Origin of the sequence: Pseudomonas sp. QS1027 (genome assembly GCF_002814235.1) — a bacterium.
Taxonomy (GTDB): Bacteria; Pseudomonadota; Gammaproteobacteria; order Pseudomonadales; family Pseudomonadaceae; genus Aquipseudomonas.
Genome location: NZ_PHSU01000003.1, coordinates 510,415 through 523,701 on the forward strand (window position 1 = coordinate 510,415; position 13,287 = coordinate 523,701).

General features: G+C 62.2%; 15 protein-coding genes and 1 pseudogene. 7 read left to right on the forward strand and 9 right to left on the reverse strand.

The window, feature by feature from the left end; genetic code table 11:
• Positions 1 to 4: 4 nt before the first annotated feature.
• Positions 5 to 799 carry a hypothetical protein gene (locus CWE01_RS03085; RefSeq protein ID WP_100939042.1) on the reverse strand — a complete coding sequence of 265 codons (795 nt, stop codon included), beginning with the start codon at positions 797 to 799 and terminating at the stop codon, positions 5 to 7.
• 132 nt (positions 800 to 931) lie between these two features.
• Positions 932 to 1,885 carry an alpha/beta hydrolase gene (locus CWE01_RS03090; RefSeq protein ID WP_256346674.1) on the reverse strand — a complete coding sequence of 318 codons (954 nt, stop codon included), beginning with the start codon at positions 1,883 to 1,885 and terminating at the stop codon, positions 932 to 934.
• Between the two features lie 127 nt (positions 1,886 to 2,012).
• Here CWE01_RS03090 and aroC point away from each other — a divergent pair, with 127 nt between their 5' ends.
• The 6 genes and pseudogenes from aroC to CWE01_RS33755 all read left to right on the forward strand — a co-directional run.
• On the forward strand, positions 2,013 to 3,104 hold the full coding sequence (gene aroC / locus CWE01_RS03095) for a chorismate synthase (RefSeq protein WP_100939044.1): 1,092 nt from the start codon (positions 2,013 to 2,015) through the stop codon (positions 3,102 to 3,104).
• On the forward strand, positions 3,104 to 4,264 hold the full coding sequence (locus CWE01_RS03100) for an MFS transporter (RefSeq protein WP_100939045.1): 1,161 nt from the start codon (positions 3,104 to 3,106) through the stop codon (positions 4,262 to 4,264). Before aroC ends, CWE01_RS03100 begins: the two co-directional genes overlap by 1 nt.
• Positions 4,261 to 4,881: a methylthioribulose 1-phosphate dehydratase gene (locus tag CWE01_RS03105; protein ID WP_100939046.1), complete on the forward strand. Its 621-nt coding sequence runs from the start codon at positions 4,261 to 4,263 to the stop codon at positions 4,879 to 4,881. The genes CWE01_RS03100 and CWE01_RS03105 overlap by 4 nt, the downstream gene beginning before the upstream one ends.
• 101 nt (positions 4,882 to 4,982) lie before the next feature.
• Positions 4,983 to 5,528: an acireductone dioxygenase gene (locus CWE01_RS03110; protein ID WP_100939047.1), complete on the forward strand. Its 546-nt coding sequence runs from the start codon at positions 4,983 to 4,985 to the stop codon at positions 5,526 to 5,528.
• Positions 5,529 to 5,557: 29 nt separating this feature from the next.
• Complete coding sequence (gene mtnC, locus CWE01_RS03115) at positions 5,558 to 6,241, forward strand: acireductone synthase (protein ID WP_100939048.1); 684 nt, start codon at positions 5,558 to 5,560, stop codon at positions 6,239 to 6,241.
• 420 nt (positions 6,242 to 6,661) lie between these two features.
• Positions 6,662 to 6,841, forward strand: a pseudogene (locus CWE01_RS33755) (helix-turn-helix transcriptional regulator); the annotation flags it as partial.
• A gap of 86 nt (positions 6,842 to 6,927) precedes the next feature.
• Here the strand turns inward: CWE01_RS33755 and CWE01_RS03125 are convergent.
• Positions 6,928 to 7,200, reverse strand: coding sequence for a DUF3509 domain-containing protein (locus CWE01_RS03125; protein WP_100939050.1), 273 nt, complete (start codon positions 7,198 to 7,200; stop codon positions 6,928 to 6,930).
• A gap of 327 nt (positions 7,201 to 7,527) precedes the next feature.
• Here CWE01_RS03125 and CWE01_RS03130 point away from each other — a divergent pair, with 327 nt between their 5' ends.
• The gene (locus tag CWE01_RS03130; RefSeq protein WP_100939051.1) at positions 7,528 to 8,046 is read left to right on the forward strand and encodes an ankyrin repeat domain-containing protein; all 519 of its coding nucleotides are present in this window, start codon (positions 7,528 to 7,530) and stop codon (positions 8,044 to 8,046) included.
• A 33-nt stretch (positions 8,047 to 8,079) separates the two neighbouring features.
• On the opposite strand, the gene CWE01_RS03135 is transcribed toward CWE01_RS03130, so the two are convergent.
• The 6 genes from CWE01_RS03135 to CWE01_RS03160 all read right to left on the reverse strand — a co-directional run bounded on the left by CWE01_RS03135 (position 8,080) and on the right by CWE01_RS03160 (position 13,272).
• Positions 8,080 to 8,988, reverse strand: a complete 909-nt coding sequence (locus tag CWE01_RS03135; protein WP_100939052.1) for a MurR/RpiR family transcriptional regulator — start codon at positions 8,986 to 8,988, stop codon at positions 8,080 to 8,082.
• Between the two features lie 106 nt (positions 8,989 to 9,094).
• Complete coding sequence (locus CWE01_RS03140) at positions 9,095 to 9,859, reverse strand: ABC transporter ATP-binding protein (protein ID WP_100939053.1); 765 nt, start codon at positions 9,857 to 9,859, stop codon at positions 9,095 to 9,097.
• Positions 9,860 to 9,878: 19 nt separating this feature from the next.
• Positions 9,879 to 10,991, reverse strand: a complete 1,113-nt coding sequence (locus CWE01_RS03145; protein WP_100939054.1) for a succinylglutamate desuccinylase/aspartoacylase family protein — start codon at positions 10,989 to 10,991, stop codon at positions 9,879 to 9,881.
• 9 nt (positions 10,992 to 11,000) lie between these two features.
• Positions 11,001 to 11,699 (reverse strand): ABC transporter permease, encoded by a 699-nt coding sequence (locus CWE01_RS03150; protein ID WP_100939055.1) that lies wholly within the window; start codon positions 11,697 to 11,699, stop codon positions 11,001 to 11,003.
• 14 nt (positions 11,700 to 11,713) lie between these two features.
• On the reverse strand, positions 11,714 to 12,403 hold the full coding sequence (locus CWE01_RS03155; RefSeq protein WP_100939056.1) for an ABC transporter permease: 690 nt from the start codon (positions 12,401 to 12,403) through the stop codon (positions 11,714 to 11,716).
• Between the two features lie 92 nt (positions 12,404 to 12,495).
• A complete protein-coding gene (locus CWE01_RS03160) occupies positions 12,496 to 13,272 on the reverse strand; it encodes an ABC transporter substrate-binding protein (RefSeq protein WP_100939057.1) in 777 nt (258 codons plus the stop codon).
• Between the last annotated feature and the right edge of the window lie 15 nt (positions 13,273 to 13,287).

Here is a 13,287-nt window from a genome sequence, read left to right on the forward strand (position 1 = left end):
AGGTTCAGTGACGGGTCGCGATCCAGATCAGCAAGCCGGCCTGGAACATCGCAAAGGCCACCAGGCAGGTGATGGTGAAGCGCAGGCCGGTGTCTTCACGCTTGAACTTGCCCACGCGCTCTTCCTGCTGGCGCAGCTTCACTTCCTGTTCCTGCAGGTTCTGCTCGGCGATTTGCAGCATCTGCGCCGCTTCGAGTATTTCGACGAATTGCAGCTTTTCGGTGTTCCACGCCGTGCGCAGGTCGCCGACCTGCACGTCCTTGTAGCTGCCCTTGAGGTGCAGCGGGGCATCCGCGTACTCGACTTCGTAGCCCTGGACTTTCAGGAAGTGATCGCGGCGCAGGCGGGTGTCTTCGTTCAAGGCGTCCTTGTTTTGCAGGGCGGCGCCATCGACAACGTAGTGTGAGCCCTTCTTCTGTGCCCAGATCGCCGCCTGGGCGGCCAGGAATCGCCCGATACCGCGATTCGCCGGTTCGATCTGCAAGCCGCTTTCCGGCCCGAAATGCAAACGCTTGGTGCTGTGGTCGACCCACACGTCCAGGTGGTTCTGTTCCTTGCGCACCCGTTGTCCCGGCAGCTGGATCTCCAGGCGCAGCAGGCTGCGTTCCTTGCTGTGGCGCTCGGCGTAGCCGAACTGGACAAAGCGCAGGGGACGGGCGCCGGTGCTGCGCTCGGTGGGCAGTGGCGCCAGGCGCAGCAGCTTGAAGTGCTCGGCCTGGACGTCCGCCCACGGCAGTTCCACCGGCGGGGTTTCGGCGGCTTCGGCTGTGCTTTCGGTTGAGGCTTGGGTTTCAGTCATTCGGCAAGATCCTGTCCGTATCCAGCTTGCCGGTCACAATATCGGTACCGGCAATGGCTTATCGGCCGTTTTTGGCAGGACTATAGGCGCGCGCTATCGAGTGTTGCTCGGCGGCCCCTGGAGAGGAGGGCGTCAGTGGTGCAGCACCCCGTCGATAAAGGCCAGGATCTGGCTGCCCAGTTCGGCGGCGAGCGGCAGTTGCGGGTTCTTGTAGGAGGCCAATTGGCTCTTGAGGTCGTCGGGGACAATGCGCAGCACATGATTCATGCCGCCAATCAGCACCAACTGCGCGTCCGGTTTGGCGGCCTTTAGCGCCTCTGCATCACCGACACCAACCTGGATATCGTTGCGACCCTGGACGATCAGCGCCGGGATTTTCAGGCGGGCAAAGGCCGCCGCCGGGTCCTGGCGAAACAGGCTGATCAGGTAGGGCTGGACGCTGGGGCGGAAGATCGGCATCAGCGGCGCGGGGATATCGTTGTCCAGATGCCCGGCCTTGAGGCTGTCGAGCAGAGCGTTGGCCCGCAGCATCAAGGCCGGCGGCAGGTTATTGGCCAGTTGCTGGCGGACCACACTGTCGACCGGACGACCGCTGCCGGCGACACTGATCAGCGCCACGGCGTCCAGCTTGGGCGCCGCCAGGGTGGCGATCAGCGCGCCTTCGCTGTGGCCGAGCAGGATCAACGGCCCAAACCGCGGGTCGGCCTTGAGCTTCTCGCCCCAGGCCACCACATCCGCGGTATATCCCTCGATACTCAGGGTTCGCTCGTCGGGTGCGGCGGGGAGGCTGGCGGCCACGCCACGTTTGTCGAAGCGCACACTGGCGATATTGTGGCTGGCCAGCACCGAGGCCAGGCGCTTGAGGCTGTCGGTGCGACCGCCATCGGGATTGTTGCCGTCGCGATCGGTGGGGCCTGAGCCGGACACGATCAGCACCACCGGTACCGGTGCGTCCGAGCGGGGCAGCAGCAACGAGCCGAACAGCTCGCCGCTGCCGGTGTCCAGGGTGATCGGTTGTTGTAGCAGCACGGAGGCTTGGGCAAAACCGCTGAACAGGGTCAAGGTCATCAGGATCAATCGCAGCATTATCACGCCATCATCTACAGAGTGTCGGTTCGACTCGTCACCGAGAATAAGGTTCGAGGATGAACTACGGGAATAGCCTGCGTATACTGACACGCTTGATCTAGACTCGATTCGCGGAGCGCCCTGCATGTCCGGCAATACTTACGGCAAGCTGTTCACTGTCACCACCGCAGGCGAAAGCCATGGCCCGGCGTTGGTCGCCATTGTCGACGGCTGCCCTCCGGGCCTGGAGTTGTCCCTGGACGACCTGCAGCGCGACCTCGACCGCCGCAAGCCAGGCACCAGCCGCCACACCACCCAGCGCCAGGAAGCCGACGAAGTGGAAATCCTCTCCGGGGTTTTCGAAGGCCGTACCACCGGCTGCGCCATCGGCCTGCTGATCCGCAACACCGACCAGAAGTCCAAGGACTACTCGGCGATCAAGGACCTGTTCCGCCCGGCCCACGCCGACTACACCTACCACCAAAAATACGGTGAGCGCGATTATCGCGGCGGCGGTCGCAGCTCCGCCCGGGAAACCGCCATGCGCGTGGCGGCCGGTGCCATCGCGAAGAAGTTCCTGGCCAGCCAGGGCATTGTTATCCGCGGCTACATGAGCCAGCTGGGCCCTATCGAAATCCCGTTCAAGACCTGGGACTCGGTGGAGGAGAATGCCTTCTTCTGCCCCGACCCGGACAAGGTGCCCGAGCTGGAGGCCTACATGGACCAGCTGCGGCGTGACCAGGATTCGGTCGGAGCGAAGATCACCGTGGTCGCAGAAGGCGTCATGCCTGGCCTCGGCGAGCCGATCTTCGACCGCCTGGATGCCGAACTGGCCCATGCGCTGATGAGCATCAACGCGGTCAAGGGTGTCGAGATCGGTGCCGGCTTTGCCTGCGTGGCCCAGCGCGGCACCGAACACCGCGACGAACTGACCCCAGAAGGTTTCCTCAGCAACAACGCCGGCGGCATCCTCGGCGGGATTTCCTCCGGTCAACCGATTGTCGCGCACCTGGCCCTCAAGCCGACCTCGAGCATCACCACGCCGGGCCGTTCCATCGACGTCCACGGTAACCCGGTGGATGTGATCACCAAGGGCCGCCATGACCCTTGCGTAGGCATCCGTGCCACCCCGATCGCCGAGGCGATGATGGCGATCGTGCTGATGGACCACCTGCTGCGTCATCGCGGACAGAATGCGGACGTTCGGGTCAGCACACCGGTACTGGGCCAACTGTAATGCCGGGGGCGCCGCTCCCTTACTGGCGGTTGTCCAGTTTCTACCTGTTCTACTTCGCCTTGCTGGGAGCGACGGCGCCGTTCCTGGCGCTGTACTTCCACCATCTGGGCTTTGCCCCGGCGCGTATTGGCGAACTGGTGGCGATTCCCATGCTGATGCGCTGCGTGGCGCCGAATATCTGGGGCTGGCTGGGGGACTACACGGGCAGGCGCCTGGCGATCGTGCGTTTCGGCGCGGTCTGCACCTTGCTGGCGTTTTCGCTGATCTTCTTCGACAAGAGCTATGCCTGGCTGGCGCTGGTCATGGCCCTGCATGCGTTTTTCTGGCACGCGGTGCTGCCGCAGTTCGAGGTCATCACCCTGGCCCATCTGAAGGTCCAGGGACAGGCGGCGCGCTACAGCCAGATCCGTTTGTGGGGCTCCATCGGTTTTATCCTCACGGTGGTCGGGCTCGGGCGCTTGTTCGAGTCGCTGAGCCTGGATATCTACCCGGTGGCGATCGTGGTGATCATGAGCGGTATCATCCTCAGCAGCGCCTGGGTGCCCAATGCCCAGCCGCCGAGCCAGGGGCCGCGAGTGCCCGGCGAAGGTTTTCTGCGACAGTTGCGCCGCCCCGGGGTACTGGCGTTCTATGCCTGTGTCGCGCTGATGCAGATGAGTCATGGTCCGTACTACACCTTCCTGACCCTGCACCTGGAAAGCCTCGGCTACACTCGCGGACTGATCGGCATGCTCTGGGCGCTGGGGGTGGTGGCGGAAGTGCTGATGTTCCTGGCCATGAGCCGGATCCTCGCGCGCTTTTCGGTGCGTCGGGTGTTGCTCGCCAGTTTCCTTCTGGCCGCCGTGCGCTGGCTGTTGCTGGGCTCGTTGGCCGATCACCTGGCGGTGCTGTTGTTCGCACAGGTGCTGCACGCGGCGACCTTTGCCAGCTTTCACGCCTCTGCCATTCATTTCGTGCAACGTAGCTTCGGCGCGCGTCAGCAAGGCCAGGGGCAGGCGTTGTACGCTGCATTGGCCGGTACGGGCGGGGCCTTGGGCGCGTTGTACGCCGGTTATAGCTGGAACAGCCTGGGACCGACCTGGACCTTCAGTATCGCCAGCCTCGCGGCGTTGGCCGCGGCCATTATCATTGCCACACGCATGGAAGAGGAGCGGCCATGAGCCTGACCCGTGAACAATTGAGCCTGGAGATCATCGAGGCCGGACGTTTTCTGTACGGCCGCGGCTGGTCGCCGGCCACCAGCAGCAACTATTCGACCCGCCTGTCGGCCAGCCAGGCGCTGCTGACGGTATCCGGCAAGCACAAGGGCCAGTTGGGTCCGAACGATGTGCTCGCCACCGACCTGATGGGCAACAGCCTGGAGCCGGGCAAGAAACCCTCGGCCGAAACCTTGCTGCACACCCAGCTCTATAGCTGGCGGGCGGGAATCGGCGCGGTCTTGCACACCCATTCGGTGAATGCCACGGTGCTGTCGCGGATGACGCCTGGCGAGTTCATCGATTTCGAAGACTATGAGCTGCAAAAGGCCTTCTCCGGGGTCACGACCCATGAATCGCGGGTACGGGTGCCGATCTTCGATAACGATCAGGATATTGCGCGGCTGGCGGCCAAGGTGCAGCCTTGGCTCGATGGGCATCCCGAGTGTGTCGGCTATCTGATCCGCGGGCACGGTCTCTATACCTGGGGGGCGCGCATGAGTGATGCCCTGCGCCAGATCGAAGCTTTCGAGTTTCTCTTTGAATGTGAGTTGAAAGTCCGTTCGCTGCGGTCTTCCTGAATATTGCCTTGTGCACGAACTGTTGGTTATCTGATTATCCGGCGCGTCGGAGCGGCCTCCAGAGCAGGCCGACGCTGAGCCCAGTCGAGGAATAGAGTCCCATGAGCAGCCTGTCCGTTTATCACGTTTCAAGCCCGGACCTCCCGAACAAGGTCCTGACCCACATCGACGACATCGCTTCGACCCTGGCCGAGCAAGGGGTGCGCTTCGACCGTTGGCAAGCCGCCGCGCCGATTCAGCCCGGTGCCAGCCAGGAAGAAGTGATCGCCGCCTACCAGGTCCAGATCGACCGCCTGATGACCGAGCGCGGCTACATCACCGTCGACGTCGTCAGCCTGAACAGCGATCACCCGCAGAAGGCCGAGTTGCGCGCCAAGTTCCTCGACGAGCACCGGCATGCCGAAGACGAAGTGCGTTTCTTCGTTGCCGGCCGTGGTCTGTTCACCCTGCATATCGGCGAGTATGTCTACGCCGTGCTCTGTGAAAAGAACGACCTGATTTCGGTACCGGCCGGCACACCGCACTGGTTCGACATGGGCGAACACCCGCATTTCGTCGCCATCCGCCTGTTCAACAACCCCGAAGGCTGGGTCGCCCAGTTCACCGGCGAGGACATCGCCAATCGTTTCCCGCGTCTCGAAGACTGAATCCGCCATTCCACCCAGAAGGACCTGACATGCCGATCAAAGCCATCCTCACGGACATCGAAGGCACCACCAGTGCAGTGAGCTTCGTCTTCGACGTGCTGTTTCCCTACGCGGCCAGGCATCTGCCGGATTTTGTCCGGCAACACGCCGAGCGCCCGGAGGTGGCGGTGCAACTGGGGGCGGTGCGGCTGGACAGCGGTGAACCGGCGGCGGATGTCGAACGGGTGATCGAGATTCTCCTCGGCTGGCTCGCCGAGGACCGCAAGGCCACGCCGCTCAAGGCCTTGCAAGGCATGGTCTGGCAACAGGGTTATGAAGCCGGCCAGCTCAAGGGGCATGTGTACCCGGATGCGGTCCAGGCGTTGCGGGACTGGCACGGGCAGGGCTATGCGCTGTACGTGTATTCCTCGGGCTCGATCCAGGCACAGAAACTGATCTTCGGTTGTTCCGAGGCTGGCGACCTGTCGCCCTTGTTCAGCGGCTATTTCGATACCACCTCGGGACCCAAGCGCGAAGCCCAGTCCTATCGACATATCAGCGAAGCCATCGGTTGCCCGGCGAGCCAGATCCTGTTCCTCTCGGATATCGTCGAAGAACTCGACGCCGCGCGGCAGGCCGGCCTGCTGACGTATGGTCTGGTGCGCGACGGTGGCGAACTGCCCGGCCACCCGAACGCGAGCAGTTTTGCCGAGATTGATCTGGCGACACTCTAGGTTAAACAGAGCATGAACGGTCGGTTTGATTAAAACTTGAGTCGGCCTTATATACTTTAAGTTGTAGGAAAATGCCTGTTGAAATGTCGGGCATCCCTGTTTGTGTTTGTGGTTGCTTGTTAAATCCCCTTTCTGTGTAACTCTCTGTTTTTTGATGGGTGTTTGTCTGTGGCTAATAGGCATTAGTCACGGCAGGGAGATCTATTGAAACCAGAGGGAGAAACAATCATGAACGTTCCCGAGATGCTGGGTGCCGATGCCGTGCACAGAGTTTCGTGCAAGGTGGTCGATATCGCCGATTCACGAGGGCGGAATAAACAGGATTTTATTCAATCCTCCAAGGCGTCGTCCCACGTTGTCGTCCTGCCCGTGCTGGACAAGCCGCGCCGGTGCCGACTGTCAAAGAGCAAGACCTTGAGCGAAAAGGAACTGGAAGTATTGCGCTGGGCGCGGGCGGGCAAGACCGTCTGGGAAATCAGCGTTATTCGCGATGTTTCCGAAGCCACGGTCAAGTTTCATCTGCGCAATATCTATCACAAGCTGGGTGTGAGCAATCGAGCCCATGCCGTGGGAGAGGCGGTTAATCGTGGCTTGGTGTGAGCGGGGGCTGGCAAGTTGCATGCGACCCGTGGAAGTGCTGCCTGGATAGTCCGACAGGCTTCAACGGGTCGCTTGTGGCTTTCTGCTTACTGATAGGTCGGCAGTGCAAAACGGTTCTGGCTTTGCAACAGTGCGATCGACGGCAGTTCACCGGGCTCGCTGGCGAGATCACGGCGAATGGCGCTGATCACCCAGGTGAGTTGTTCCGCGGTGTGTAATTGCGCGTAGGAAACCGAGCGCCTGACTTGCTTGCCGTCGCTGGCCAGCAGGGTCAGCAGAATGCCGCCATCCGGACGCGGTTGGGTGGTGACCTTGTAGTTGGAAAACACTGAAGCGAACTTTTCCTGGATCAGGCTCATGTCTATGGACTCCTTTAGCTCATGAAGGGCATGGAGTCATAGGTGCAGTGATTGTGCCAGCATGGGGTTTTTAAAAATTACTTACAAAACAACTAGTTACGTTTTTGTTGATTTTGCGTGGTCGTGCATTTTGCAAGAAAGGCCATCGTGCATCCTGCATTTTGCCGATGTTTGACCGTTCGGCGCAGGCCTGGCGCCGGGCCGCCCACTGGCTTTTATTGATTGTTTCTATGGAAGCGCTTGAAAAATAAGGCATGACAGCGAGCAGAGGGCTCGGGAAACTGGAGGCCTTTACAGCCCTGTCCAAGCAACGCCAAGGAGCCCCACATGTCCGACCAGGCCCGACAAATGACCGAAGACGAAGCCGCCGAATTTGCCGAGCAGGTGTTCGATGTGGCGCGCAAGGGTGATGCACCGATGCTCGCGGCCTTGTTGAGCAAAGGCCTGCCGCCGAACCTGCGTAACCACAAGGGCGACACCTTGCTGATGTTGGCCAGTTATCACGGGCATGCCGATGCGGTGCGCGTCTTGCTCGAGCACAAGGCCGATCCGCAGATCCAGAACGACAACGGCCAGAGCCCGATTGCCGGCGCGGCGTTCAAGGGCGACCTGGAGATGGTCCGGTTGCTGATCGAAGGCGGGGCCCAGGTCGAAGGGACGTCGAAGGACGGTCGTACGGCGCTGATGATGGCGGCGATGTTCAATCGCACCACGATTGTCGACTACCTGCTCAGCCAGGGTGCCGATCCCCGGGCCCAGGACGCCAACGGCGTCACCGCACTGGCTGCGGCGCAGACCATGGGCGCGCAGGACACGGCGGCGCAGTTGCAGAAAATCCTCGGCTGACACATTGCCGCCAATACCGCGCAACGGCTGTGCTCACTTTTTCGTGGGCTTGCTGCTGCCGGGTATGTGCAGGTAGGACATCACGCTTTCCGTCAGTTCGGTGGCCAGTTTCACCGCCTCTTTATTGCGCGCCATCACCCCGGCCACCAGGCCTTCGATCAACGCCAGGACCGCGATATTGGAACTGGTCAACACGGCGTGGTCGGCCGGGGCAAAGAGCACGTGCTGGGCGATGCCGGTCAGCGGTGAGGCCGGGGAGTCGGTGATGGCCAGCACCGTGGCGCCACGCTCGTGGGCAAACCGCGAGAGCTGCAACGTGTCGAGGGAATAGCGCGGCAGCGAGATCGCCAGGAGGATGTCCTGGTCAGTGATGGCCGCCAGTCGATAAGCGGCGTTTTCGTTGCCGCCTTCCATGCTGATGGCAGTCGCGTCGGCGCAGAAGGGCATCAGGGTCGAAGCCGCGAGGCCGGCCATGTAGACGCTGTTGCCAAAGCCGAGGATGTAGATCTTGCGGGCCTGGGTCAGGCAGGTGACAAAGGCTTCGAAGGTTTCGGGGTGGTTGTTGGTGCCGGTGGTGCCGAGGTTGCCGATCGCACTCTCGATCTGCTCATGCAGGCCGAAGGCGCCGCCGGGGCGGTGCGCCAGTTCGTTGCGCAGTTTGTCCACTGGCGACACCATCTGCTGCAAGGTCGCCACCAGCTCGGCTTTCATGCCGGTGTAGCCCCCCAGGTTCAGCGCCTTGGCCAGGCGGTTGACCGCGGCGGGCGAGGTGGCGGTGGCCTGCGCCATCTCCTCGATGGTCAGGGTCGCGGCTTTCAACGGATGGCGCAGGATGAAGTCGGCCACCTTGCGCAGCGAGGGCTGCAGATCGGCAACGATTTCCGCCAGTTTGCGCATGACCGGTGCGGCATAGACCGTGGTGTTTTTCGAGGGGGTCGGCATATCCGGCTCAACAGGTTCTGGTGGGTGGAAGGGCGGGCGCCAGGGCGCAAGGCCGGCGCCAGTGTATCCGAAGCCGGCCGTCGACGTGCGGGGCGTCAGGTGGCGGTTATTTCAAGCTGCCGCAGAGGAATTGCCGGAGGCGTTCGGACTGGGGCCCCCGCAACACTTCGCGCGGATTGCCGCGTTCTTCGACCTGGCCTTTGTGGAGGAATACCAACTGATTGGAGACCTCCCTGGCGAAGCCCATTTCATGGGTCACCACGACCATGGTGCGACCTTCCTGGGCGAGGTCCTGCATGACCTTGAGCACTTCACCGACCAACTCCGGGTCGAGCGCCGAAGTCGGTTCATCGAAGAGCATCACCTCCGGCTCCATGGCCAGGGCCCGGGCAATCGCCACACGCTGCTGCTCGCCGCCGGACATATGTGCCGGATAGGCGTTCAGGCGGTGTCCCACGCCGACCTTGTTCAAGTAGTGTTCGGCCTTTTCCCGGGCTTCCTTCCTCGGCACGCCGAGGACCTGCACCGGAGCTTCCATGACGTTTTCAACGGCGCTCATGTGCGACCACAGGTTGAAGTGCTGAAACACCATTGCCAGTCGTGAACGCATGCGTTGCAGTTGCTTCGGCTCGGCGGCCTTGAGCCCGCCCGAGGCGTTGGCTACGAGCTTGAGCTGTTCGCCATTGAGGCGGATATGGCCGGCATTGGGTTGTTCGAGCAGGTTGATGCAGCGCAGGAAGGTGCTTTTTCCGGAGCCGCTGGAGCCGATAAGGCTGATCACGTCGCCGGCTTTTGCCTCCAGCGACACGCCCTTGAGCACTTCGTGAGCACCGTAGCTTTTGTGCAGGTCCTGAATTTCAAGTTTGTTCATGCTGTTCACTCTGCTGAAGTCAGTCGCTGAGCAAGCGACCCTGGCGAATAGGGGTACGACCGGCGACTTTCGCCAGCCACAAGCCGGGTTGGGCGAAACGCAGGCGTTCGCGGGCATAGAGAATGCCGTCGGTACTGGCGGTCACCACGCTGTGCTGGTCGGTCACGGGGTCGATGACCTCGAACAGCGGGTCGCCGACCTTGACCTGCGCGCCTAGCGGCTGGAGAAAGCTGACCACGCCGGGATGCGGTGCATAGGCATATTGCGCACCGGCGAATGGGCTGGCTTCACAGCAGAGGGCGGGCGCGGCCGGCCACTGACCACTGATCAGGCCCTGTTCGGCCAGGTAGCCGAGGATCTGCTCGGCGCTGGCGATACACGGCTCGCGATCGGTGTCGGCCATACCCCGTAACTCAATGGTGGTGGCGATGCAGGCGAGGGGAATATTGGCCAGGGGGAAGCGTTTGGCCAGTTGCACCCAAGGGCTGGCACAGGCTTCGTCGAAGGCATTGCCGCCGGCATCCTCGGCCAGCAGGGCGGCACCAGCGCCGAGGCGCGCGGCCAGGGAACGCAGGCGTGACCAGTTTTGCGGCAGGGCGTAGAGCAACATGATCGACTCGAAGTCGCAGTGCAGGTCGAGCACCACATCGGCATCGCAGGCATGACGCAGCAACCGGCGACGCAAACCGTCGAGTTCCGAGATGGCCGGGGGCAGGTCTTCGATAGCCGCGAGCATGGTGCGACGAATCAGTCCGACGTTGGCCATGGCGTCCGCGCCCAGTTGGCCTTCCAGCTGCCGGGCCACGGCGTCGGTCAGTTGCGGGAAGTCGCGATTGAAGTTGCTGCCGCTGGAGAGTTCGAAGCGGCCCTGATGGGTGGCCTGGAACATCTGCCCGATGCCGATGGGATTCGCCATCGGCACCAGTTCGATCACCCCGGTCAGGCGACCCTGATCTTCCAGTTCGCGCAGGCGGCGCTTGAGCTCGACGGCAACGCGCATGCCTGGCAGTTCGTCGGCGTGCAGGGAAGCCTGGATGTAAGCCTTGCGCGAGCCGCTGCCGAATCGAAACAGTGACAGCTGGCGTTCGGTGCCCGTGGCACTCCAGGGCAGGGCGTAGTTGATCTGCTGCATGGGGGTTCCTTAGTGCTTGCGTGGCGCCAGATACGCCAGCCAGTGGCGCTCGGCCAACTTGAACAGACGCACGAGGACGAAGGTCATGGCCAGGTAGATCAGGCCGGCGGTGATAAAGGCTTCGAAGGGCAGATAGAAGCGCGCGCTGACGGTGCGCGCCGCGCCGGTGATATCGACGAGGGTGACGATCGACGCCAGGCTGGTGGTTTGCAGCATCATCAGCACTTCGTTGCTGTACTGCGGCAACGCGCGGCGCAAGGCCGAGGGCAGGAGAATGCGGCGGTACAGGGTGACGCGTGACATGCCCATGGCCCGGGCGGCTTCGACTTCGCCGCCGGGTGTCGACTTCAGGCTGCCGGCGAGCAACTCGGCACTGTAGGCGCTGGTATTGATCGCAAAGGCCAGGCAGGCGCAAAAGGTCGCACTCGACAGGTAGGGCCAGAGCAGGCTCTGGCGAACCGCTTCAAACTGCGCCAGGCCGTAGTAGACGAGGAACAATTGCACCAGCATCGGCGTGCCGCGGATCACGTAGGTGTACAGCCAGGCCGGGAAGTTGAGCAGCGGCGAGCGGGAGACCCGCAGCAGCGCCAGGGGGATGGCCAGCATCAGGCCCAGGGCCAGGGAAATCAGCAGCAGCTTGAGGGTCAGCAAGGCACCCCCGAGATACAGCGGCAGGTTTTGCCAGATCAGGTTGTAATCGAGAATCATCGGTGGCTCTCCACTTACAGCTCGGCGGCTTTGATGCCGACCGAATAGTGTTTTTCCAGGTAGCGCAGCACCAGCAGCGACAGGCTGGTCAGCATCAGGTAGAGCGCCGCCACGGCGAGGAAGAACGTGAAGGGCTCATGGGTCGCATCGGCGGCGTTCTTGGCCTTGAACATCATGTCCTGCAGGCCGATCACCGAGATCAGCGCGGTGGACTTGGTCAGCACCAGCCAGTTGTTGGTGAAACCGGGAATGGCGAAGCGAATCATCTGTGGCAGCAGGATCCGCCGGAACACCTGCAGGCCGCTCATGCCATAGGCCGCCCCGGCTTCGCCCTGGCCGTCATGGATGGCCATGAACGCGCCGCGAAAGGTTTCCGAGAGATAGGCGCCGAAAATGAAGCCCATGGTGCAGACACCGGCCATGAACGGGTTGATGTCGATGTAGTGGGTGTAGCCGAGTGCGAGAGCCAGGCGATTCACCAGGTCCTGACCGCCATAGAAAATCAGCAGAATCAGGACCAGGTCGGGGATGCCGCGGATAAGGGTGGTGTAACCCTCGCCCAACATCGCCAGCCATTTGAGCGGGGATAACCGAAAGGCGGCACCGATCAGACCCAGGACAATGGCCATCGCCATCGCACTCAGGGCCAGATTGAGGGTCAGCCAGGCACCCTCGAGAATGCTCGATCCGTAACCGTGGAGCATGATGAAATTCCTCGCCCGAAGCGCCGTCGGGCGCGCGGGACAAGTTGGAGAAGGGCGCCCGCGGCACGCTGGCGCCAAGGTCTCGGGAAGGTTTACTCGCCGTAGATATCGAACGCGAAGTACTTGGCCTGTATCTGCTGGTACTTGCCATTGGCGCGGATGGCGTCGATGGCCGCGTTCAGGCGCGCGGCGTTCGCGGTGTCGCCCTTGCGCAGGGCGATACCGGCGCCTCGACCGAAGTATTTCGGGTCGTTGATGTCGGGGCCGACCAGCGCGAAGCCTTTACCCGCCGGGGTTTTGATAAAGCTCTCGTCGGTGTTGACGATGTCGGCGAGGGTGGCATCCAGGCGACCCGAAGCCAGATCAAGAAAGGCCTCGTTCTGTGAGGAATAGCGCACGATCTCGACGCCGGCTTTCTCCAGTTGTTCGGTGGCGAAGCGGTCGTAGGTGGAGGAGCGTTGCACGCCGACTTTCTTGCCCTTGAGATCCACCAGCGGGTCGTTGATCAGGCTGCCGGCCTTCATCGCGAACTTGCCCGGGGTGTGGTAGTACTTTTCGCTGAAGTCGACCGACTTCAAGCGGTCGTCGGTGATCGACATCGACGACAGCACCGCATCGATCTTGCGCACCTTGAGCGAGGGGATCATTCCGTCGAACTCCTGGATCACCCATTGGCACTTGACCTTCATTTCATCGCACAAGGCATTGCCGATGTCGTAGTCGAACCCCCCGAGGTTGCCTTCCGGGGTCTTGTAGGAGAAGGGCGGGTAGGCGGCTTCGATGCCGATACGCAGACTGTCCTCGTCGGCATGGGCCAGGATGCTGAAGGCGCAGAGGGCCAGGGCACCTAGAAGTCCTGTCTTGTTCATATTGTTGACTCCCGT

What these genes read in the sequence shown, in the direction of transcription:
- CWE01_RS03135 (WP_100939052.1), bottom strand. Translation starts at nt 8,988, where the DNA reads ATGCCGACCCCCTCGAAAAACACCACGGTCTATGCCGCACCGGTCATG.
- CWE01_RS03100 (WP_100939045.1), top strand. Translation starts at nt 3,104, where the DNA reads ATGCCGGGGGCGCCGCTCCCTTACTGGCGGTTGTCCAGTTTCTACCTG.
- CWE01_RS03090 (WP_256346674.1), bottom strand. Translation starts at nt 1,885, where the DNA reads ATGCTGCGATTGATCCTGATGACCTTGACCCTGTTCAGCGGTTTTGCC.
- CWE01_RS03110 (WP_100939047.1), top strand. Translation starts at nt 4,983, where the DNA reads ATGAGCAGCCTGTCCGTTTATCACGTTTCAAGCCCGGACCTCCCGAAC.
- CWE01_RS03125 (WP_100939050.1), bottom strand. Translation starts at nt 7,200, where the DNA reads ATGAGCCTGATCCAGGAAAAGTTCGCTTCAGTGTTTTCCAACTACAAG.
- CWE01_RS03105 (WP_100939046.1), top strand. Translation starts at nt 4,261, where the DNA reads ATGAGCCTGACCCGTGAACAATTGAGCCTGGAGATCATCGAGGCCGGA.
- CWE01_RS03085 (WP_100939042.1), bottom strand. Translation starts at nt 799, where the DNA reads ATGACTGAAACCCAAGCCTCAACCGAAAGCACAGCCGAAGCCGCCGAA.
- CWE01_RS03150 (WP_100939055.1), bottom strand. Translation starts at nt 11,699, where the DNA reads ATGATTCTCGATTACAACCTGATCTGGCAAAACCTGCCGCTGTATCTC.
- mtnC (WP_100939048.1), top strand. Translation starts at nt 5,558, where the DNA reads ATGCCGATCAAAGCCATCCTCACGGACATCGAAGGCACCACCAGTGCA.
- aroC (WP_100939044.1), top strand. Translation starts at nt 2,013, where the DNA reads ATGTCCGGCAATACTTACGGCAAGCTGTTCACTGTCACCACCGCAGGC.
- CWE01_RS03140 (WP_100939053.1), bottom strand. Translation starts at nt 9,859, where the DNA reads ATGAACAAACTTGAAATTCAGGACCTGCACAAAAGCTACGGTGCTCAC.
- CWE01_RS03130 (WP_100939051.1), top strand. Translation starts at nt 7,528, where the DNA reads ATGTCCGACCAGGCCCGACAAATGACCGAAGACGAAGCCGCCGAATTT.
- CWE01_RS03160 (WP_100939057.1), bottom strand. Translation starts at nt 13,272, where the DNA reads ATGAACAAGACAGGACTTCTAGGTGCCCTGGCCCTCTGCGCCTTCAGC.
- CWE01_RS03145 (WP_100939054.1), bottom strand. Translation starts at nt 10,991, where the DNA reads ATGCAGCAGATCAACTACGCCCTGCCCTGGAGTGCCACGGGCACCGAA.
- CWE01_RS03155 (WP_100939056.1), bottom strand. Translation starts at nt 12,403, where the DNA reads ATGCTCCACGGTTACGGATCGAGCATTCTCGAGGGTGCCTGGCTGACC.